This window comes from Methylocapsa sp. D3K7, assembly GCF_029855125.1.
In the GTDB taxonomy this organism is placed as follows: Bacteria; Pseudomonadota; Alphaproteobacteria; order Rhizobiales; family Beijerinckiaceae; genus Methylocapsa.
In genome coordinates, this window is sequence record NZ_CP123229.1 from 723523 (window position 1) to 743176 (window position 19654).

Here is a 19654-nt window from a genome sequence, read left to right on the forward strand (position 1 = left end):
AGCCTGATCCGCGATTCGGCCCGTATATGTCGCGTTCCCGTGCTGTCGGTCGGCTGGATCACATCGCGCTTGCGGCGGAACGCGTGCGGTGACCATGGCACGACAATCGGATTCGTCGTAGAAACATTCGGTTTGAGCAACAGAATCTCGATCGCCTGACGGCTGACGGTGATGCGCTCGACCAGCCGTTCGACGCACTCACACTCCGAGGCTTGGTCGGGGTCTTGGTCCGACGGAAGCAGCGCCGCCAGCGTATTCATGACGATGCCTTCGACAACATGCGCGGAAACGCGCGGCGCCGAGCCCCGTCTTCCTTGCGGCCTTGCTGCACAACGCAGGAAATGTAGTAGCGGTAGCGGGCGCCCTTTTTGATCGCATAGCTCGGGCTCATGCGGTTGCCGCGGTCGTCATAGATACGGCCAAGCAGCAGGGCTTCAGAGCGCGTGCGTCGCATCCCGCGTGCGGTGCGGTTTTCGTTCAGTTTGGTCTGAACTCTCTCGAACATGTCGCGATCGATGATCGGTGCGTGCTCGCCCGGATAACTTCACTCTCGATGATTGATCTCGCCGAGATAGATCCGGTTGCGGAGCATATGGTTGAGCGGGCCATTGGTGAGCGGGACGCCGCCGCGAGTTCCTCGATTCGTAATGATTATGGCTTCGGCTTGCTGAACTGCTTTGGAAAGCGCCAGCTATATAGGTCAGAAACTTCTCGGGCTTTGCGGCATTGAGACAAAGGCGTGTCTGTTAATTGAGCACGGCAAGCCCAATGTGAGGTAAGGCAGAATGCGAGTTTGGCCCCTGATGTCGGCGACGGCGTAATGGATTTTGCACATTCATCTTAATCAACGCCTTTTGCATATGCCGAATGTGAGCCGCGGCGGAAATCCGGTAGTGGGCCAGTTTGAATGTGACGGTTTTGACGAGGCTGGAAGGTCAGGCCCGCACATGCCATATTCATAATATGCCAAATGCGCCAAAAAAACCTCGCATGAAAATTCTCCCCTCCAAAGCTGGGGGAAGTAAGCACAATGTTTGGGTTGAATGGCCGGATGGCCAAGAGCAGCAAGTCGAGTTCAACTCGGAGTCTGAGGCCAAGTCTTGGATCGAGAACGAGTCTGAAGCTTGGCTCAAGAAACATCCAAAGAACCAATCATGACCAAGACACCCAAACGCCCGCGCGACCTTAACCAATGGGCAAAGCGCATGGTCGGTATCGCGACCGGCGAAATCGAAGATTCAGAGAAGACGGATGAGCTTGCTAAGGCTCCTCCGAAAGATATGAAGCGAAAAAAACCTGTTGCTCCCTCGCAAATTGATAAGTCTTAATCGTAAGGCTTATGTTTGAGGCAGTGGGGGTAAGAGAAATCGATTTTGCTTCCATCCGTCCTGACAATCCAGAAGCATTTCCCGCCAAATGCATCAGGGGCGGCGTTGACCTCGAAATGATGTATTCCAACACCAATTTTTTCGTCTTGCTCATCGTGCCTTACAAGGAGCGATTTTAAATGACGAGTGTCCGCCTCAGATACAGGATCGCCGATCGAATAACTGTTTAACATCCGGCGGAAAAAATCTGTCGCATCGCCAGCTTTTTCAAAGGACACCGTTTCAAGTGCAATTTTTCTTGTCTTTACCATTCTCTTACTCTTATGTTTCAATTTCGTCTAGGTTATATGCCGTAATTACCAATTGAGCAAAGGATGCAGGAAGCTCTTTCTGTTTTATTTTCGTATTTATGTAGGATGTAAATTTTCCTCCTCCAATATAACTCTCGCGCATCCATCTTCTGAACTCTGGCAGAGCAGCTTCTGGATAGCACCATGCCGGCTGAGGATTCGATTTAGCCTGTGGAAAATAATCAGGGTAGTTGTGTCCCCATTCTTGTCTCCCCCCAAATTTGTCTTCAAGATTATTATTTTTCCAATGCTTAGACCATATGCTACCTACGCTGCCATCAGGCACAAAAGTACTATCAATATATAAACCAGCCTGTCCAAGAGTTACAATCATATCAGCTATTTCTTTGAATACGCTGAAATATCCCTTAGGAACAGAATTGTAGGTCAAAGAAACGCGATCATGGAATTGCTGCCATGGGAGGGGAACGAAGTTATTTGGATCATATCCAACCTGCGTATATATAAAATCATGCAGGGCTTTACCGGCCAGAAGGCGGTAATTCTTTTGTGCCTGTTCGCTCCTATTTGGAGCCTCAAATGCGTAATACTCCAGGACAGCTAAGCATACGACATCTGGGTAGGCGTAAAATAGGCCGGTCCTTTGTCTGACCTCAATATATGGGATGTCAAACGAAAGGCCTCGTTCACTAAGTATTTTCTTGATCCCAGAGACAAGCGGTGGCGCAGGAGATTTGCTCCAATCCTGCCCCATTTCCACGATGCGCGGATTAGATATCCCGCAAAGTCGCGCTAGTCCACGACCCGTCAGGAACGGCGTTCCGTCTGACAGAACTCCCATTCCAACGCCATCGATCTCAATCTGTTTTTCAATGTGAAGATCAAAATTGCCTTGGCCGGGGGTGATCGGAACCGCTCCTGGGGCACGCACCATCACCTTGTTATTATTAAATGTTTGGCCGATCGGGTTCCAGCGTGCAGCCGCCCCTCTCTTAGCAATTTCGCTTTTTTGTTCCGAGGAAAGGTTTTTGGCGCGGGCCTTCCCTCCCTTTGCCCCGCGTGCCTCATGGCTTTTTTCATCGTTCATCTAGCAATCCTCTTGTCGCGCAATTATTAAGTGCCGACTGAATTTGCTAAGGATTGCACAGTTTTTTTTGCCAAGCAAGAAAATAATGCTTGGCAAAATGCTTAGCTACGCATATAGTCGGCAACATGAACAAGCTGACCAAAACTCAACGCGCCCAAATCCTCCATCTACTTTGCGAGGGAAATTCAATCCGCGCTATCACTCGGCTGACGAGTGTTAGCAAGACAACCGTCACTAAGCTGGTTGTAGATGCCGGTGCCGCCACCGCCTGGTATCAGGACCGTGTGTTTCGCAACCTTTCGTGCAAGCGGCTTCAAATTGATGAAATCTGGGGATTTGTCGGCGCGAAGCAAAAGAACGTCCCAAATATGAAGTCACCTATCGAGGGTGCGGGCGACGCTTGGCTATGGCTCGCTACGGATGCGGATATGAAGCTTGTTCCGTGCTGGCATGTTGGTGGACGCGATGGCGGAGCAGCAATGGAATTCATTGACGATCTAGCGTCACGCCTCGCCAACCGCGTCCAGATCACAACAGATGGGCACAAAGCTTACCTGGACGCGATCGACACGGCGTTCGGCGGACAAGTCGATTACGCGATGCTTGTGAAGCTGTACGGTCCCGCGCCGGAAGGTCAGCGCCGCTATTCTCCCGCCGCATGTACGGGCGCGATCAAGACACCAGTCCAAGGCAATCCTGATTTAAAACACGTCAGCACATCCTATGCGGAACGGAACAATCTCAACGTTCGAATGCACTCAAGGAGAATGACGAGATTGACGAATGCATTTTCAAAAAAGATGGAAAACCACTCTCACGCGATGGCGTTGCACTTCATGTATTACAACTTCGTTCGCATCCATCAGACGCTCAAGATGACGCCCGCGATGGCGGCAGGCGTAACCAAGAGACTTTGGGAGATTGGCGATATTGTAGATGTTCTTGAAGCGTGGGAGATAAACAAAGAAAGCTGATTATTTAGGAACGCCAGGAATAGAATGCACCTGCTTCTGGACGTTATCTAGCTGTATGCGAATTCTCTGTTCGTCACTTTGTATTGCCTGTATCAGCGCCGGCAATGGTTCAAATAGCTTCATGCTATCTTGGAGCCTAATTATATCATCGTGCGTTGTCGCGACTGTTTTTTGCAGCTCAGGGAGGCTCCCCACTTTTGCGCGAATCTCAGTTACTTGCTCCTCAAGCTTGGGAGATTTTGCTAGCCAATCCTCAACCCTTCCAGCCGAGCGATCAGCGGATTGATAAGAGGTTTCCAACGATTTAAGGCGGGAATCTATCCCCATATAAACGGCCCCAATCAAGGCAAAAACCGCCCCGAGCAAGACAGTGTTAACTTTGTCTAATAGCCAAGAATGAGAAGGAGGCGGGAGGACCGGGGGCACAGAATCTTGCGTCGTCATGCCAATAACCTTCCTGTGTAAATATTGTCGCATATGCAATTTACACATTGACTCTTATCAAATTATGCTCCCTGCAGCCAACTCTCGAATCGGACATGGGGCAACACCAATCCCATTGGCCACATGCAGGTTCCATGCCTGTCAAGACTTAGCATCCTTGCGCGATGATGACGGGAACCCCATTTTGGGGTCCAGCGCGTAGCTTAATTGGCAGAGCTGCCGGTTTAGGTCCGGTCGGTGGAGGTTCAAACCGCGCCCGCGCGGGCGCGGTTTGTAGGTGACTGCCTTATTCAAACTGACCCACTACCGAGATTTCCGCTTTCCGTCTGCTCGCGTCGATCTCCACCTGATCGACTTCCTCTGCAAGGAAAGCGCGTTCGAAAAACTCACGAGCCAGGGCGCCGTGCGGATCGGAAAACAGCATAGCACTGTAAATCTCGATACGCCCGGCTCGCGGAAAAGAGATTTGCAGATCCGAATTCGTGGACGTTGCGCGGCGCTTCACTGGGAGATGAGCCGTGCGGTTCGTGGCCAATTTCAATTCGAGAGGCGGGGCCTTCCTCAAAGAGGTCGAAGCAGGCCTAGCGCGTGATGAAACGCGCACATCACGGGTGGAGTGTGCGAGGGACATGGGCAATCAGCTGCTATATTTTGAGGGAGGGGCCAAGCGGCTTTTGAAACGCTCTGAGTATTCGTCGTTTGGAAGAGGAACTGGCAGCCATCCTTGGCGTTTTACGCCGTGGGTTCGAAGAGGGTGCCGAAGCCGCATTGGATGCCGCCGCGAGCAGAGGATTGGAAGCTTCCGCAACGCGAACGCGTTCAGTTTAAGCACGCAAGAAGCCTGCCGTGAGGGCAAGTAGTCCGGTAAAAACGAGCAAAGCTCGAACTGCCGCAAAGCCTCGTAAGGCAGGGGCGTAGCAGGCCCACTGATCAGATGATAGGGCAATCGCCTCTCGAACCTTGAAAAATCAGGGCTCAAGAGGTGATTTCGACTCTCGGTGTCGTCTCTTTGACGATTACACCGAATGATCGCTTTTGCTAAGTGTGGTCGTTATGTATGGCCTTCATTAATTATGAAAAAGATGGATTTAAATCCTTTCCGTAGGTTCATGTAATTTCAGGTATATTGACCCGTCCTTCTCTGTTAGAACCTCCTGCTTAATCCCTGCGTTCGCGAGATCGATCGCTGCCGTGATGACCTTAAGCCGGTCTTTATCAAGGCCGGCCGATCGCGTTTTCATTTTGACAATCCAGTCTGTGCCAACCAGCCACACCAGCGCCGCGATGCCGACGGTTGCGGCCGATGCCCCTGTCCCATACCAGGACAAGACCGTCGAAAGCCCGATGCCCGTGCGATCACGAGCAGGATGATTGTGACCGCCGCCGCGGCCACGGCACCCGCGACGATCGCCGCCCAGGACACGGCGCTCGCAGATGAGTCTTCGCTGAGAGAGATGCTGCTTGTAACTCCGCTGCGCGGCTTTGGCGGGACCTGCAAACAGACGGCTAGGCTCGCCCATTGTCCGGCCGGTGCCGTGTTTCCCACACTGGATCTGACCAGCTAGTATAGAGGAACTCCCCCACACCCTGCCGTTCCGTGAGCCTCGTCCTGCTCCTCACGGAGGAGGGGAACTTACCATTTATCCAAAGATCGCTCTTGCCGATCGCATCCCTATTGCGATCCTTAGACGTCGCTTCGTCAAAGTTCGGGTTCAATATTAACTTGAACCCAGGATTGGAAGTGGCTGTAATCATTATGGGTACCTTTTGCTCGTTGGTTCAATCGTAACCCACCAGCCATGCTGCGGTTGCGCAGAACGCCCGGATCCGTAAAAGGTTCCTGCAAAAATTTCTTTCCAGCGCCGCAGTCTGTACTTTCGACCCCGGCCTGCCGGTCCTAAGGCCTGGCATGGGTTGGAGTGCGCGGCGGGGGAGGTTTACCCCGTACTTGCTCGCGTTGCGCTTTACCTCGTACGATCAGCGGATGCAGCGGTAGAAGACCCGCGATATATGTCTGCCGCATAATTACCGTTGCCGAACCCGATATCGTGCCAATTCCATTGACAGATGGGTCACGTCCCTCACCTATGGCGGAGGCCGCTTACCTCCCGGGGCGCATAACAAATACCGTGGATGAAATGCGTCGTGACGAGATAAAGGCGCAACGGCGCTGAACACGGGGGAACCATGTTTAAAGGGCTGTTGGAAGTCTCGGGAACGATTGATCTCAATCAATTTTGGCCTATTGGTGAATCCGACGCCGACACCGTGAAGGTGCTGCTATCCGGGCCGGACGCCTTCACATTCCGATCAGATTCTGATTCGGAATCACGTGTCACACACGCCTTCGAAGGAGCCGTTGTCAAAGGCAAGACAAGTACGCCCGCGATCAAAGCGGGACATGTGACCATCCGGTTGCAGGGGATCGATGCGCCGGAGCTTCATTACCGGCCCATCGCCCCGGTGATCAACAAAATCAGACCGACGCCGGAACAGCGCTCCGCCTTCAATAAGGTGAACAAAAACTTTCGCCAAAAATTCGGCGAAACGGCGACGGCGGAACTGAAGAATCATCTCGGCAAAGCTGGAAACAGTCCGCTCCACTGCGTGATCCGCACGGCGGTTGACCATCCCAAGGATGTCTTCGACACCTTTGGCCGCCTCATCGGCGACGTGATCATCACGGAGAGCGGGAAGGAGTTCAACGCCAATCTCTGGCTTTGCGAGCATGGCTGGGCGTTTCCGACCTTCTACTCGTCAATGTCAAGGGAAGAGATCGAGCGTTTGACCGCGCTCAGCGAAAAGGCTCACAAGTCGCATGCGGGGATTTGGCGTTTTGTGAGCGCGGATCTTACGGAGTTCGACAGTTCCCTCGTGTTTAGAGACCACGGCATACCCGATGCAGCAGCCGATGCCGGACAGGTCATTCTCCCAAAACTTTTCCGGCGGAGATCAACGTTCAGCGGCGCATTGGCCGCGAAAATGGTTTCGGGCAATTTCAAAAATTATCTGCAGACAGAGCCCGACCCATGTTTCGAGACTCATGATTTCTTGGCGGCGGGCCGGACCAAAGCAAAGAAACGGCATCTCGACGAATTCGTCAGCGAAGGCGGCAAGTTCACGATTGCCGCAAAGGATCTCGTTTTTGCCGAACTGCCCTCGAGGGTCGTGGGGGCCGATGGTAAGCCGGTGCACTGGTAGAATGTTCGGCGTCTCGCGCGCTTCTGGCCAATCGTAACCAACTTGGCATTGTCCGGCGCCCGACACGCCGGTGTCGCCGCCTTTGCCATGCCGGAGCATCACGGCAGCGCGGCAATCTCAACCCAACCAGGCGAATATAGAATGAATGTCTGATGCCAGGGTATGAGGTCCGTGAGACACATTTGGCACATTGCCGGTTATCTGGGGAATGCCCGATGATTGGGGCGATGCAGCCAAAAGCACTGCGATAGTTATTTATTGCCGGACAAATCCTATTCATACGGGAGGACAATATGACAGAGCTTAAAGGCCTAGGGTGGCTCCCAGATATTCCGAGTCATCTTGATTACACAGAGGACCATCCCGAGGTTACCAAGCTACTGGCGCGCACCAAAATCGCGCCCCGGCTGGCCGCCTCCGCCAAGGGAGCCCATAAGACCGCCGCGCCGGCCGCGTTGCCGCCCAAGATCGATCTGCGCGCGTCATTTTCACCAATCGAAGATCAGGGCGCGCTTGGCTCCTGTACAGCCCAAGCGGCGGTGGGGCTGCTAGAATACTTCGAGCGCCACTCCAGCGGCAAATGGGTCGATGCCTCGCGCCTCTTTCTCTATAAGACCGAGCGCAACCTGCTGGGCTGGACCGGCGATACCGGGGCGTTTCTTCGCACCGCGATGGAAGCGTTGGTCCTCACCGGCGCTCCGCCCGAGCGCTATTGGCCATACAACATCGCAAACTTCGATGACGAGCCGTCGGCCTTCTGCTATGCGCTGGGCGCAAACTACCAGGCGGTGAAATACTTCCGGCTTAGCCCGCCAGGAGCCACGCCAGCACAGACCCTCATCAACATAAAGACCTTTCTCGCCGCTGGTTTCCCCAGCATGTTCGGATTTCCTGTCTATCCCGAATATGACAATCCGGCTCCCGGAGGTTTGATTGGCTTTCCGGGTCCCGGTGAGCATCCCCGGGGCGGGCACGCCAATGTCGCGGTTGGCTACGACGATACCCTAAAAATCGGCAACGATGTCGGTGCGCTCCTGGTGCGAAATTCGTGGGGCACGGGATGGAGCCTCGCCGGCTACGGTTGGTTGTCCTACCGGTATGTCCTAGAGGCACTGGCGACCGATTGGTGGAGTATGATCTCCGCCAAGTGGGTTGATACAGGCGTCTTTTCCTGAGGTTTACCGCAATGCCGGCATATTCTTGGACGCAGCGAATGGACTGAACGAGACTTTTTCAGCCCCACACTGTTCGAGGGGGCCACGCTCCAAGCAGAAGGGCCACACGCAGGACAAGCGTTTTGTTGTCTCGCGTGTGGCGTGGTGCCTCTAGCAAGATGAGGCCTTTGTCTGTGGGGGCGAGGAATACAACCATGCCGGACTTTTCAATGAGAGCTATGGAATTACTGTTTGGGGCTGAGGTTTATTGCCTGATAGGCAAATTTTGGCGATCAAGTATCAAAGCGTCATACTGTATGATTGTCGGGATTTTCCTGATTTGCGAATGCCCCGCTTCCGGAGCTGCTAAAGCAGAGGAACAGAACGTGGCTCATACGGTAACCGAGGCCGACAACGGGACAACTGTTGAAGTGCATGTGGGCGAGACGACCATGCTCCAGCTGCCCGAGAATGCAACAACGGGATATCGCTGGGCGATCGAACCCCTCAATGCGGATCTCGTTGAAGCTCAAGAAGGTCAATACATCAGGCAGTCCAATGCGATCGGTGGTGGCGGCGAGGCAACGTGGACGCTGCATCCCAAGGCGCCGGGTACGACAGAGATTAAGCTGAAACTATGGCGGCCTTGGGAGGGCGAGCAGTCCATTCAACGATACTTTGGGGTCACATTGAGAATTTTGCCGCCCTAGCTTTGACTTTTGATGAAATAAACGGCTGCGCGGGTTTGCGCCCACGCCGGCAAGTTAGGCAGATTCATACACGCTCGCGTGGGCAGCCTGATTTCGACGGTTGCGCCCTTCAACCTCTGTTGGTAGATTTGGACCACGTCAGGGATACGCCGAATCGGTATATGTTTGGAGCCTTTTCCCCTAACTGTTGATTGCTTTCCAAAATTGCGAACACAAGAGCGCTTTCCGGTCAGATGGAGCGATCTGCTCGAAAGGGCGAGGGCAACGAGCACACCGCGCGTGCGCCATGGTATCCGGCTTACCTCCGGCGTCCGCGGATATGCCGCCCGCAAAGGTCCCCTCCTATGAATTTCGGGCTGATCCTCAGTTCAACCGCGCTTGGCATCTCACTCATGGTGTCCGCGATCAAACTCGCCGATTGGCTGCTCCACGCCGATCCACGCGCCATCATACGCACAGGCCGCTGGCTCCTGTTCTGCCTCGCCATCATCACCGTTCCGTCCCTCATGCTGCTGCTCGTCAACAAGCAATGGACATTCGCTATGATGCTCGGCGCCGGTATTCTGATCGTGCCGACGACACTCAACTGGCGAGCCTTACTCCCGCGCGGAAACTTTCGCGCGATGTGGACGAAGACCGATCCGCTCGATGCGATGCGCGGGGATTTCGGTCCGCCGCCGCCTGGCCCCGAACTGGCGAACCGTGCCGCCATCATCCTGGAGGACTATCTTGCGCACACGGGTTTTCGCGGAACCGCCTCCCGGATCGGCGACCGTGATGTCCCAGAAGGACCGCCACCGGCATCAAGATGGCATGCGGCGATGAGCGCCGGGGAAGCGCTGGAAATTCTTGGCCTCGCGCCAGGCGCCACGGCGGCTGACATCGGCGGCGCCCATCGCCGCCTGTTGCAACTTGTCCATCCAGATCACGGCGGGACAAACTATCTCGCCGCTCAAATCAACAAGGCCAAGGAAATTTTGTTGGCGAAGACCGGGTTGTCAGACCAGCAGAGAGCGGCGGCAAAGGATGAATTATAAGCAGCGCGACATGACTTGGCGCGACCGCCGCCAAACAACAACGATTCTTCAACGACCGTATGGAGAACCAACGGCCGGACGCCACGGGAGGGATTATGGACGAGCTCGGGAAACCTGCGAAGTTAGATGACACTCACAGAATCGATCTTGATCTTCCTCCTGTAGCAGATGCGGAGAATGTCCCTTTGGAGGGAATCCGGACTTCCGTAGATGCCTTCATCGCCCGCCGGGAAGAAGTCGCCAAAACCGACCACGAAGAATTCCAGGACTATCTGCGCGAGAAGCGGGCCCACGCCCTAGCCATCCGGGCCGAAGCACCTTCGACGCAGGAGCACGCGCCAAGCAAGGTCACCCGGCGCAGCTGGCTGAAAGTCGCGGCCGGCACCGCGATCGCCGGGGAAACCGTAGCCCTCGGCTACAATGCCGTGCAGAGCGGCGCGCTTGGTGCATTTGGCACTGCTGTAACCAGCGGCGCGCAAAGCCCCGGCAATGCGGTGGTGGCGGAAGCGCAACATCACCCGATCAGCCGCGAACTCATCGATTCCAAAGCCGATGTGAGCGGCCGCAGCCTCGGCAAATGGATCGCTTTGCTGCCAACTAAACTCGGCGGCGGCTGCTATGCGCTCGACCTCAACACCAACCGGGTGCTCGCCTCGGTCTGGTATTGGAACTACGGCGACTACAACCCGATTGCGCATCACCTCTGCGCATTTCCAAGCGCCGACCCCTACAATGGATTTGAGTTCATCAACAGCACGCAGGGCGGCAAGAACTGTCTTATCTATGGCATTCCGACCAACATTACCGAACCAGGACCCGGGTTTAATATCTACCGTGTCCGCTATGACGGCGCGCAAATGCAGGTCATGGAAAATGTCTCGGAAACGACGGGGCTCGGACTTGGCGTGCATGTCACGATCAATCCGAAGGACGCCCAGTCCTATTTCGTCACCGACGGACAGAAGGACATCGCCGCCTGCTTCGACCGGACGACCTCGCGGGTGAAGGCTGCCTTGAAATTCGATTGGAAGGCAAACTCGCACGATCTCGCACGCGCCTGGCAAGATGGCGGCGTTCTCAAAATCTCCAAGATTTATCCAGATCCAGCAACCGGGAAATACGACTATCTCGGCACCAAGGGCCAAAAGATCGAATGGGAAATGGTACCGATGGGCGAGCTTTTCGTCGAGGAGGGCACCCTGCCCGGCGATGACCCTTTCGGCTTGACCGGCGCCGATGGCACCATCTGGCATCCAAGCGGGCGCTGGGCGGCAACCGTCGTGCGCCTATGCGGTGGCATCGCCATTCTCGACGCGGAACGCAATTTCGAACCGGCCGCGTTCCTGCAATTCAACGCACACTCACAGGATCAATATGACGTTGTGAAGGTGGCCGAGGATCATTGGGAGGTGACCTTCGACAAGATCCACTCGCCGGGCCATGAGATCGGTTTCTCACCGGATGGCCGCTTCCTTTGCATGATGAACAATCTTAGGGAGAACAATTGTTCCGTGTTCTCGAGCGAGGACCCCGATCCGCGCAACTGGAAGAAGATCGCGCATGTCGAGGACCCGCTGTGGCGTGGCAAATACCCCAACCCGTTTCACATGGTATTTTCTCTCGATTCGACAAAACTCTATCTGTCCGTGCTGCATCCATCCCCCGCCGCCAGCGGAGTGATGGTCGTCGATACGGGCACCTGGACGATTGTGAAGGAAATCCAGGGCATCGGCCCCGATTTGCAAACCCCAGCGATCACCTATGACGGTAAATATGTGGTGGTCCCCTTCAGCGGCTTCCAGCGCCTTTCGAGCGGCATTGCGGTGATCGAGACGTCGACCGACAGTTTGATTGGCATCCTGCCAAGCGCCGGCGGCCACCACGACTGCGTTATTGTCCCTACGGAACTCACGCAAATGAAACACACCCGCTCATGTACATTGTGAGGCGCTGCGCTGGCGCGATTTTGGCACCGTGAGGGATTTCTCCGTCCCGCGTTGGCTGCTTGGCAGCCTCGCGCTGCAAAATCTTGGCCGCCGCAGAGCGCGCACGACACTGCTCGTCGTGGCGGTGGCGATCAGCAGTGCTATCGTCTTCACCGGCGTTGTCATGATGCGCAGCATCGAGACCAGCATGGCCATTGGCTTCAGCCGCCTCGGTGCCGATCTGATGGTCATCGCGCAGAATGCGCTCACCAATATCACGGTCGCCTTGCTGACGGTGGAGCCAACGAACGAGACGCTCGACGCAGATCTGCTTGCGCGGACGCAACTCGACGGCATTGGCCGAGCGGCTGCTCAACGCGTTTTTCGTACCGAGCAATCGGATTTTGGCGGACAAGGCGACAGCGTCGATCTGATTGGTTACGATACCGAACGGGACTTCACCATTCAGCCATGGATCACCGAGCGTCTCAGCCGCCCCACGCGCACCGGCGACGCCATCCTCGGGGCCGCCCGCGATGTGCCGCTCGGCACGCAGATCGTGCTGTTCGGCAAACAGTTCCAGGTCTATGCGAAACTTGGACGCAGCGGAGCTGGAACCCATGAGCGCGGCATCTTCATGCCCTCGACCGATCTGCTGGCACTTGCCCCCGCGATCAAGCAGCAAACGGGGCAGACGCCGCCGATGCTAGAACCGGGGAAGGTCTCTGGCTTTCTCATCGAGCTTGCACCAGGTGCAACCGAATTGCAGCTCCGGTTCGCGCTTCTCGCGCAACTTTCTGGTATCAAAGTCATCTCTGGAGGCTCCCTGCTGACCGGCATTCGCCAAGGTATTACGGCGCTGCTTGGCGGAGCGGCGTCGCTCGTCTCGATGATGTTCGCGAGCACCGCGTTGCTGGTGAGCGTATTGTTCTCGGCGATCATCACTGAACGCCGCGGCGAGCTTGGCCTGCTCAAAGCGATCGGCGCGAAACGCGCGCAGATCGTTGGCATGGTTCTGACCGAAGCGATCCTCGCCACCGGCATCGGCGGTCTCTGCGGAGTTGTCTTCGGCATGCTGCTGCTGCGGGTGTTCGAGCATTCGCTTGTCTACTATCTGACGGAGATGGGGGTCCCATTCTTTTGGCTTGATCCGACAAGTACGATTCTCGTCGGAGCCGTTTGTGTTTTCGGCGCGGGGCTGACCGGCGCAATCGGCGCGCTAACGCCGGCCTGGCGCGTGAGCCGGCACGATCCCTACGATTTGATCCGTGGCGAGGGATAAGGCAGGGATGCTGAGCTGCCGGGCGTTGCGAAAAACCTATCAGACCAGCCGTGGCCCGGTCGATGCCGTGCGCGGCATCAATCTCGATGTGTCCGCGGGCGACTATCTTGCATTGATCGGCCGTTCCGGCTCGGGAAAATCGACGCTGATGGCCATGTTCGGCGGCCTCAGCCATCCCAGCGCCGGATCACTCCTTGTCGATGGCGCCGACATCTGGTCGCTTGGCGAAAACGCCATGGCGCGGTTCCGCAACAAGCGCATCGGCTATATCTTCCAATTCGCGAGCCTGCTGCCTTCCTTGCGGGCGATCGACAATGTGGTGCTTCCCGCTTTGCTCGGCCGCTATGATGCGACGGCTGACAGCTATAAACGGGCAGCGCGGCTTTTGACGGAACTCGGCCTTGGATCGCATTTCGATGCCTATCCCTCGGAGATGTCGGCGGGCGAGCAGCGCCGCACCGTGATCGCGCGAGCGCTCATCAACGATCCGGTTCTGCTGCTGGCGGACGAGCCCACGTCCGATCTTGATGTCGAGACCGAAAGCGAGATCATGGCGCTGCTGCGGAACATCAACCGCGAACGGGGAACAACGCTGATCCTTGTCACGCATAATCTCGCGCTCGCCAGCGAGGCCGCACACGTGGTGCACATCGCCGACGGAACGATCATTCCATGACGCGCCCTATGAAGCACGCATGACCAAGCCACCGCCGCCACTTCCGGATCTCAGCAAACTCACCAGCCCGCAGAAAGACGAGCTGATTGTCCGCCTTTGGGAGACCCTGGCCGCCATCGAAGGGTCCGGCAACGCATCCGGGGCGGAAACCGCCGCGGGAGGACGTGACAATGCGAAAGCTCCGGTGTCCACGGATGAATTGCGCGCGCGCATCCGGCGGACGCCGCCATCGCGCCGCGCGCAAGCGCCTTTCACCAACGCCGCGCGGTTTGGCGGCGGCTTCGATTTTCTGGAGTCCAAGATTCTGCTGGTGCTGCTCGCCGTGATCGGGCTTGGCTTTCTCGCCGATTCCGGCGCCGGCTGGTATCAACACCGTCTCCTCGGCCAACGTGAAAAGGCGGTTCTTGAACTGCGGAATGCCGCTTTTTCGGGGCTCTACGCCGAACTCATCCGTGTCGCCTACGAACCCGATGGCAAGTCCTATCGGGCGACGCTGAACATGCAGAATTCCAACCCGGAAGTACCCCTCTATGTGATGCTCGTCCCGGCACGGGTTTTCGTGCAAGTTGGGATGATTTGGCGGGAGCTGCCGTCGAATGCGCAAGGCGAGTCAAGTGCAAGCGTCGTGAAACTCGATGGCGGCCGCCAATATTCGGTGGTGTTTCAAGCCGACGTCAAGGATTGGGCTGAACTCATCCCCGGCTATATGCACATCCGTATTCAAAGCGACATGCTGATCAGCCGCAGCAGCGTACCGAAGGACGATATTGTCGAGCGGAACAATCGCTTCTATGTCTATCTGAAGCCAGAAGGTTCGGACGATGCCGAAATCAAGCGCCGTTCCAATTTTCCTGGTATGCCGCCAGTTTTTATTCCGATGCCGCCGCATTGAGCTGTATGCGCAAGTAAGTGCCTTTTATGCTCTTCGGATCAACGACAGGACAAAGAGCAGAACGATCGCTCCGATCGCGGCATGAATGATAGACCCAACGAGTCCCGCACCAATGTGAATACCCAGAACCGGGAACAGATAACCGGCGACGACCGATCCCAAAATTCCGACGACAATGTTGCCGATCAGACCGAAACCCGCGCCCTCAACGACGAGACCCGCGATCCAGCCGGCAATCGCTCCGACAATGAGCCAAACAAGCAACGCTCCCACGGTCTTCTCCTTGATTGGATATTCACGGAAAGATCATGACAGGGTTTAGAGATAGTGGAAAGTGGCCTCCCCGCTCCGTTACTCTTACCGCTCGCCAGCGTCGAGGATCCAGGTGGTATCGCGGAACGCGACATAGAGCCGTTCCTGGCCCAAGGCCGCCCCAAGTTCGACGGCGAGTTCGTTCAGCATGGCCTCGATCTCCAGATCGGGCAGATGTCCAAGATAAGCATGGACGGCCTCGCCGGTGAACACCGCCACCGGCTCACGGTCGGAGCCGGCCGAGCCATCTGGGCGGGGCCAGGCGTAAGTCACCTCGGCGCGGGTAAACATGCCGGAGAGGGCTGGCTGGCCGGCACCAACCCGGCGGCCCATCCAAGCCCGGGCGGTGCGGACAGCCTCCGAGATGTCGTAAACCCGGCCTTCGTCATCCCAGCCCTCGCGCAGTCCGACGGTGATCCTGAAATCGCGGCGCCGCCCTCGCGAGCCATCGACAACGGTATAGTCCTCATGCCGCGGCGCGGGAGCGCGCCTTGGTGCCTCGCTCATGGTGTCTCCTCCCGCATGCCTGTGCGGCGACTTGCGACTTCGGACCTGTCAGCGCAAGAATGTTCTTGTTATGAACAGTCCGCAAAAATCCAAGAGAGGATTCATTGCAGTTTGCCCTGGCGGATTCTGTGAAAATGCCGTCGCGCACCTAAATTAACATGCACAAACAGCTTGAGGAGCTCTCCATGACCAAAATTGTCTATGAAGTTGTCGAACATGATGGCGGCTGGGCCTATCACGTCGAAGGTGTCTTTTCCGAAACCTTTCCGTCGCATGACGCGGCCCGCAAAGCGGCGGATCGTGCCGCGAGGGAGCAAACCATTCCGGGCGATCCCAGCGTCATATCATGGGAGGACAAAGGTGGCCACTGGCATGACGAAGCGGAACCGGGCAATGACCGGCCCGAGACAGATGTTGAGGGCTAATCAAAGCTTCAGATGCATTTGAACCCTGCGCGAAAACGGAGGAGAGCTTGAGATGAAGATCAAAAGACGTGGATCGGCCGCGTGGCAAGGCGGCATCAAGGATGGCAAAGGCGCGATCTCGACCGAAAGCGGCGCACTGAACGCCTATCCCTATGGTTTCGCAAGCCGCTTCGAAGGGCAGCGCGGTAGCAATCCCGAGGAGTTGATCGGAGCCGCCCATGCCGCTTGCTTTACCATGGCACTGTCTTTGATTCTGGGCGAGGTGAAGCTTATTGCCGAGCAAATTGATACCACGGCGGAAGTCACCCTGGAGCAGGTCGAGGGAGGCTACGCCATCACCGCCGTGCACTTGACTTTGAAGGCCAAGATTCCCGGAGCCGATCAGGAGGCATTCGAGAAACTGGCGAACAAGGCCAAAGCCGGATGCCCCGTATCCAAGCTTCTCAACACCGAGATTTCCCTCGATGCAACTCTGCTGGTTTGAACAATCGCGAGATTGCCGGTCCTCCTTGGAAGCGCGGTTACGCAGCGTGTCAATTCGGTAACAATGCAGAAGAATACGCCTCGGCGCATTGCGCGATATTCGTCCAGCCTCTTTAATGATCCAGACTATTTGCATTCAAGACGAGGCCGCCAGAAAGCCCCGCGATCTCGACGGCCGGAGTTTCCATGAGATTGAGTTCACCGGCCGCGAAAAGCTTTTACGCAATACTGATCCTGGCCAGCAGCCTCTTCGCCACTCCCCCGGTCCGTGCAACGGAGTATGGACTCGGCGACTACCTGCTTGGCTACAGTCTTCCGATGGCTGGCTACACACCGCCGCCCGGCATCTATTTTTCGGATACGTTTTATCTTTACGAAGGGAGCGCAAACGCCAATATCAAATTTCCGATAGGCAGAAACATAGACGCAGGCGTCAGTTACAATTTTCTCTTCAACATCGTCCAAACCACATGGGTCACGGACGTCAAGCTTCTTGGCGGCTCGCTCGGATTTGCGGCGCTCATTCCTTTTGGCGGGGAACAAACGTCGGCAAGCCTTTCTTTCTCGGGTCCCCTCGGTGTACCCCGCCAACTTGGCCGCACCGCTTCCATTGACGCCTTGGGCGACAGCGCTTTCGCCGCCTTCCTTGGCTGGGAGGCGGGCGAGCATCACTGGAACGCGACCCTGACCGGTTTTGCCCCGACCGGGTACTATTCCTCAACCGCGCTTGCCTTCACGGGCTTGCACAGACCAGGGCTCGATCTCAAGGCAGGCTACACATTCCTAAGTCTGCAAACCGGAATCGAGGCTTCCGCCGCGGTTGGTGTTACGGTCAACGCGATAAATACCACGACGGACTACCAAAGCGGCGCCGAGCTGCATGTCGAAGGCGCTCTCAACGAACACCTTCCCTTTGGCCTCGCGGCTGGCGTCGGCGGTTATTACTACCAGCAGATCACCCCGGATGGCGGCTCGGGCGACAGGATTGGTGCGTTCAGGGGAAGAGTCGCGGCCATTGGACCCTTGCTTAGCTATACGTTCAAGGCTGGGGACCAGGAACTCACCCTTAGCGGCAAATGGTTTCACGAGTTCGATGTTGCGCACCGTGTCCAGGGAAACGCGGTGTTTGCCTCGCTCACTTTCCGAATTTAGACCTGCCCTCTTATCGCTGAAACTTGCGGGAAGGCGTTCGCCAGGAAGGACATAAGGGCAGAATGCGGGGGTTGACCGTGGCGCGATAGACCGTATTGCAGCGAACTCCGCCTCCCGGAACAGACTTTGCAATCGCGCGGATACCGACGTAAACGACAGGACACGACGGACAGATGGGGTGCCGATGACGGAACTTGGCGACAATACGCATCCAATTCAAGTTCCAGCGTGGCGGCGCATCGTCGTCAAGCTCTCCGGCGAAGCCTTGATGGGGACGCGCAGCCACGGACTTGACCAGGACACCCTCGCCCGTTTCGCGGCGGATCTCACGAACACCGCGGCGCGCGGTGTCGAGGTCGCTGTGGTCGTCGGCGGCGGCAATTTTTTTCGCGGCATCGAAGGCGCCGACAAAGGCATTGAACGCGCCCGCGCCGACTCGATCGGCATGCTGGCGACGGTGATGAACGCGCTTGCCCTCGAATATGCCATCGAAAAACAAGGTCAAGCAGCGCGCGCCCTCTCGGCCCTGCCTATGCCCGCCCTCTGCGAGGCCTATTCACGCCAGGCGGCGTTGCATCACCTTGAAAAAGGCCGGATCGTCGTCTTGGCTGGCGGCACCGGCAATCCCTTCTTTACCACGGATACCGGCGCGGCGTTGCGTGGCGCCGAACTTTCCTGTGATCTTATCATGAAGGCCACGCAGGTTGACGGGGTCTATTCGGCGGACCCGAAACGGGATCCAACCGCGACGCGCTACGATCAATTGACGCACGCCGAAGCCATAGCCAAAAATCTCGCGGTCATGGATACCGCCGCCTTTGCACTTGCGCGGGAGAATAGAATTCCCATACTCGTCTTTTCGATCAAGCAGCCGGGCGCCATCCTCGCGGCGCTCGAGGGACGCGGCAAGGCAACCTTGGTCTTGCCCTAATTCATGAATTGGCGCGACGCTCCGCATGAGCTATTGACGAGCACCGCGAGGCATATTTAACGGTTCCGCCGGATTCAAGGGTTCCAAAATGAATGCTGAATTTGATATTTCCGATCTGCGCCGGCGGATGCAAGGTGCGATCTCGACATTGAAGCACGAGTTGGGCGGCCTGCGCACCGGGCGTGCATCGGCGAGCCTCGTCGAACCCGTGCATGTCGAAGCCTATGGGCAATCGATGCCGCTCAACCAGGTGGCGACAATCAGCGTGCCAGAGCCGCGAATGCTTTCGGTGCAAGTTTGGGACAAAGCAATGGTCGGCGCCGTCGACAAAGCCATCCGCAATTCCAATCTGGGTCTCTCCCCGACCGTCGAGGGGCAAATCTTACGGATCCGGATTCCAGAACTCAACGAACAGCGCCGCAAGGAAATGGCGAAGGTGGCGCATAAATACGCCGAAGAGGCGCGCATCGCCGTGCGGCACGTTCGCCGCGATGGTCTCGACACTCTCAAGAAGTTGCTCAAGGATAAAGCGATCAGCGAGGACGATGAGAAGCGCCACGAGAGCGATGTCCAAAAAGTGACGGATCAGTTCATTGGCGAAATCGACTTGACGCTAAGCACAAAGGAAACGGAAATCATGCAAGTGTGAGCCGCCCCGATCTGCTATAAACCGGGCACGCGGCTTGGACAGAGCCATAATAGCGGACAGCGCGGACACCTCTGCCCTCGCCGGTGGGGTGGTGCGGATAGAGACAGGCGATATGACAGCGGGATTGCCTTGCATAAATTCGGCAGACGTCAAGAGACCGGGTGGCGCGGACAG

The 19654-nt window shown here is 56.7% G+C and carries 23 protein-coding genes and 1 tRNA gene; 16 read left to right on the top strand and 8 right to left on the bottom strand.

Translation table 11 applies throughout. The features are described 5' to 3' along the window. Positions 1-256 precede the first annotated feature (256 nt). Positions 257-505 carry a hypothetical protein gene (locus QEV83_RS03280; RefSeq protein ID WP_280129840.1) on the bottom strand — a complete coding sequence of 83 codons (249 nt, stop codon included), beginning with the start codon at positions 503-505 and terminating at the stop codon, positions 257-259. Between the two features lie 649 nt (positions 506-1154). Between QEV83_RS03280 and QEV83_RS03285 the strand changes: the two genes are divergently transcribed. Beyond that, entirely contained in the window at positions 1155-1328 is a 174-nt protein-coding gene (locus tag QEV83_RS03285) for a hypothetical protein (RefSeq protein WP_280129841.1), read from the top strand. Here the strand turns inward: QEV83_RS03285 and QEV83_RS03290 are convergent. Together QEV83_RS03290 and QEV83_RS03295 are read right to left on the bottom strand one after the other, a co-directional pair. Continuing rightward, a complete protein-coding gene (locus QEV83_RS03290) occupies positions 1325-1639 on the bottom strand; it encodes a DCL family protein (protein WP_280129842.1) in 315 nt (104 codons plus the stop codon). The two genes, QEV83_RS03285 and QEV83_RS03290, sit on opposite strands and share 4 nt — an antisense overlap. A 10-nt stretch (positions 1640-1649) precedes the next feature. Then, positions 1650-2726, bottom strand: coding sequence for a hypothetical protein (locus tag QEV83_RS03295; RefSeq protein WP_280129843.1), 1077 nt, complete (start codon positions 2724-2726; stop codon positions 1650-1652). A 125-nt stretch (positions 2727-2851) separates the two neighbouring features. Between QEV83_RS03295 and QEV83_RS03300 the strand changes: the two genes are divergently transcribed. Then, the gene (locus QEV83_RS03300; protein ID WP_280129844.1) at positions 2852-3700 is read left to right on the top strand and encodes an IS1 family transposase; all 849 of its coding nucleotides are present in this window, start codon (positions 2852-2854) and stop codon (positions 3698-3700) included. Here QEV83_RS03300 and QEV83_RS03305 read toward each other — a convergent pair whose 3' ends face one another. Continuing rightward, positions 3701-4144: a hypothetical protein gene (locus QEV83_RS03305; protein ID WP_280129845.1), complete on the bottom strand. Its 444-nt coding sequence runs from the start codon at positions 4142-4144 to the stop codon at positions 3701-3703. It lies immediately after the preceding gene. Between the two features lie 191 nt (positions 4145-4335). Here QEV83_RS03305 and QEV83_RS03310 point away from each other — a divergent pair. Further along, positions 4336-4409 (top strand) — tRNA-Leu (locus tag QEV83_RS03310). A gap of 21 nt (positions 4410-4430) precedes the next feature. Here the strand turns inward: QEV83_RS03310 and QEV83_RS03315 are convergent. Together QEV83_RS03315 and QEV83_RS03320 are read right to left on the bottom strand one after the other, a co-directional pair. Then, the gene (locus tag QEV83_RS03315; RefSeq protein ID WP_280129846.1) at positions 4431-4649 is read right to left on the bottom strand and encodes a hypothetical protein; all 219 of its coding nucleotides are present in this window, start codon (positions 4647-4649) and stop codon (positions 4431-4433) included. A gap of 583 nt (positions 4650-5232) precedes the next feature. Continuing rightward, positions 5233-5664, bottom strand: coding sequence for a hypothetical protein (locus QEV83_RS03320; protein WP_280129847.1), 432 nt, complete (start codon positions 5662-5664; stop codon positions 5233-5235). Positions 5665-6331: 667 nt separating this feature from the next. Between QEV83_RS03320 and QEV83_RS03325 the strand changes: the two genes are divergently transcribed. The 8 genes from QEV83_RS03325 to QEV83_RS03360 all read left to right on the top strand — a co-directional run bounded on the left by QEV83_RS03325 (position 6332) and on the right by QEV83_RS03360 (position 15021). After that, positions 6332-7345: a thermonuclease family protein gene (locus QEV83_RS03325; RefSeq protein ID WP_280129848.1), complete on the top strand. Its 1014-nt coding sequence runs from the start codon at positions 6332-6334 to the stop codon at positions 7343-7345. A 293-nt stretch (positions 7346-7638) separates the two neighbouring features. After that, entirely contained in the window at positions 7639-8520 is an 882-nt protein-coding gene (locus QEV83_RS03330; RefSeq protein ID WP_280129849.1) for a C1 family peptidase, read from the top strand. Between the two features lie 194 nt (positions 8521-8714). After that, positions 8715-9209 (top strand): protease inhibitor I42 family protein, encoded by a 495-nt coding sequence (locus tag QEV83_RS03335; RefSeq protein WP_280129850.1) that lies wholly within the window; start codon positions 8715-8717, stop codon positions 9207-9209. A 344-nt stretch (positions 9210-9553) separates the two neighbouring features. Then, positions 9554-10246 (top strand): hypothetical protein, encoded by a 693-nt coding sequence (locus QEV83_RS03340; protein ID WP_280129851.1) that lies wholly within the window; start codon positions 9554-9556, stop codon positions 10244-10246. Between the two features lie 95 nt (positions 10247-10341). Further along, positions 10342-12192 (top strand): hypothetical protein, encoded by a 1851-nt coding sequence (locus QEV83_RS03345; RefSeq protein ID WP_280129852.1) that lies wholly within the window; start codon positions 10342-10344, stop codon positions 12190-12192. A gap of 28 nt (positions 12193-12220) precedes the next feature. Continuing rightward, positions 12221-13453 (top strand): ABC transporter permease, encoded by a 1233-nt coding sequence (locus QEV83_RS03350; RefSeq protein ID WP_280129853.1) that lies wholly within the window; start codon positions 12221-12223, stop codon positions 13451-13453. After that, positions 13440-14129 carry an ABC transporter ATP-binding protein gene (locus QEV83_RS03355; protein WP_280129854.1) on the top strand — a complete coding sequence of 230 codons (690 nt, stop codon included), beginning with the start codon at positions 13440-13442 and terminating at the stop codon, positions 14127-14129. The genes QEV83_RS03350 and QEV83_RS03355 overlap by 14 nt, the downstream gene beginning before the upstream one ends. 19 nt (positions 14130-14148) lie before the next feature. Then, positions 14149-15021 (top strand): hypothetical protein, encoded by an 873-nt coding sequence (locus tag QEV83_RS03360; protein ID WP_280129855.1) that lies wholly within the window; start codon positions 14149-14151, stop codon positions 15019-15021. A gap of 24 nt (positions 15022-15045) precedes the next feature. On the opposite strand, the gene QEV83_RS03365 is transcribed toward QEV83_RS03360, so the two are convergent. Further along, entirely contained in the window at positions 15046-15294 is a 249-nt protein-coding gene (locus tag QEV83_RS03365) for a GlsB/YeaQ/YmgE family stress response membrane protein (RefSeq protein WP_280129856.1), read from the bottom strand. A gap of 84 nt (positions 15295-15378) precedes the next feature. Then, positions 15379-15840 (bottom strand): hypothetical protein, encoded by a 462-nt coding sequence (locus QEV83_RS03370; RefSeq protein ID WP_280129857.1) that lies wholly within the window; start codon positions 15838-15840, stop codon positions 15379-15381. Between the two features lie 185 nt (positions 15841-16025). Here QEV83_RS03370 and QEV83_RS03375 point away from each other — a divergent pair, with 185 nt between their 5' ends. From QEV83_RS03375 to frr, 5 genes are all read left to right on the top strand, one after another. Next, the gene (locus QEV83_RS03375) at positions 16026-16265 is read left to right on the top strand and encodes a DUF2188 domain-containing protein (RefSeq protein ID WP_280129858.1); all 240 of its coding nucleotides are present in this window, start codon (positions 16026-16028) and stop codon (positions 16263-16265) included. A 52-nt stretch (positions 16266-16317) separates the two neighbouring features. Beyond that, complete coding sequence (locus tag QEV83_RS03380; protein WP_280129859.1) at positions 16318-16749, top strand: OsmC family protein; 432 nt, start codon at positions 16318-16320, stop codon at positions 16747-16749. Between the two features lie 185 nt (positions 16750-16934). After that, a complete protein-coding gene (locus QEV83_RS03385) occupies positions 16935-17900 on the top strand; it encodes a transporter (protein WP_280129860.1) in 966 nt (321 codons plus the stop codon). Positions 17901-18084: 184 nt separating this feature from the next. After that, positions 18085-18831 (top strand): UMP kinase, encoded by a 747-nt coding sequence (gene pyrH / locus QEV83_RS03390; RefSeq protein ID WP_280130953.1) that lies wholly within the window; start codon positions 18085-18087, stop codon positions 18829-18831. A gap of 88 nt (positions 18832-18919) precedes the next feature. Next, positions 18920-19480 (top strand): ribosome recycling factor, encoded by a 561-nt coding sequence (frr, locus tag QEV83_RS03395; protein WP_280129861.1) that lies wholly within the window; start codon positions 18920-18922, stop codon positions 19478-19480. The last annotated feature ends 174 nt before the right edge of the window (positions 19481-19654 follow it).

What these genes read in the sequence shown, in the direction of transcription:
- QEV83_RS03280 (WP_280129840.1), bottom strand. Translation starts at nt 505, where the DNA reads ATGTTCGAGAGAGTTCAGACCAAACTGAACGAAAACCGCACCGCACGC.
- QEV83_RS03285 (WP_280129841.1), top strand. Translation starts at nt 1,155, where the DNA reads ATGACCAAGACACCCAAACGCCCGCGCGACCTTAACCAATGGGCAAAG.
- QEV83_RS03290 (WP_280129842.1), bottom strand. Translation starts at nt 1,639, where the DNA reads ATGGTAAAGACAAGAAAAATTGCACTTGAAACGGTGTCCTTTGAAAAA.
- QEV83_RS03295 (WP_280129843.1), bottom strand. Translation starts at nt 2,726, where the DNA reads ATGAACGATGAAAAAAGCCATGAGGCACGCGGGGCAAAGGGAGGGAAG.
- QEV83_RS03300 (WP_280129844.1), top strand. Translation starts at nt 2,852, where the DNA reads ATGAACAAGCTGACCAAAACTCAACGCGCCCAAATCCTCCATCTACTT.
- QEV83_RS03305 (WP_280129845.1), bottom strand. Translation starts at nt 4,144, where the DNA reads ATGACGACGCAAGATTCTGTGCCCCCGGTCCTCCCGCCTCCTTCTCAT.
- QEV83_RS03320 (WP_280129847.1), bottom strand. Translation starts at nt 5,664, where the DNA reads ATGGGCGAGCCTAGCCGTCTGTTTGCAGGTCCCGCCAAAGCCGCGCAG.
- QEV83_RS03325 (WP_280129848.1), top strand. Translation starts at nt 6,332, where the DNA reads ATGTTTAAAGGGCTGTTGGAAGTCTCGGGAACGATTGATCTCAATCAA.
- QEV83_RS03330 (WP_280129849.1), top strand. Translation starts at nt 7,639, where the DNA reads ATGACAGAGCTTAAAGGCCTAGGGTGGCTCCCAGATATTCCGAGTCAT.
- QEV83_RS03335 (WP_280129850.1), top strand. Translation starts at nt 8,715, where the DNA reads ATGCCGGACTTTTCAATGAGAGCTATGGAATTACTGTTTGGGGCTGAG.
- QEV83_RS03340 (WP_280129851.1), top strand. Translation starts at nt 9,554, where the DNA reads ATGAATTTCGGGCTGATCCTCAGTTCAACCGCGCTTGGCATCTCACTC.
- QEV83_RS03345 (WP_280129852.1), top strand. Translation starts at nt 10,342, where the DNA reads ATGGACGAGCTCGGGAAACCTGCGAAGTTAGATGACACTCACAGAATC.
- QEV83_RS03360 (WP_280129855.1), top strand. Translation starts at nt 14,149, where the DNA reads ATGACCAAGCCACCGCCGCCACTTCCGGATCTCAGCAAACTCACCAGC.
- QEV83_RS03370 (WP_280129857.1), bottom strand. Translation starts at nt 15,840, where the DNA reads ATGAGCGAGGCACCAAGGCGCGCTCCCGCGCCGCGGCATGAGGACTAT.
- QEV83_RS03375 (WP_280129858.1), top strand. Translation starts at nt 16,026, where the DNA reads ATGACCAAAATTGTCTATGAAGTTGTCGAACATGATGGCGGCTGGGCC.
- QEV83_RS03380 (WP_280129859.1), top strand. Translation starts at nt 16,318, where the DNA reads ATGAAGATCAAAAGACGTGGATCGGCCGCGTGGCAAGGCGGCATCAAG.
- QEV83_RS03385 (WP_280129860.1), top strand. Translation starts at nt 16,935, where the DNA reads ATGAGATTGAGTTCACCGGCCGCGAAAAGCTTTTACGCAATACTGATC.
- pyrH (WP_280130953.1), top strand. Translation starts at nt 18,085, where the DNA reads ATGACGGAACTTGGCGACAATACGCATCCAATTCAAGTTCCAGCGTGG.
- frr (WP_280129861.1), top strand. Translation starts at nt 18,920, where the DNA reads ATGAATGCTGAATTTGATATTTCCGATCTGCGCCGGCGGATGCAAGGT.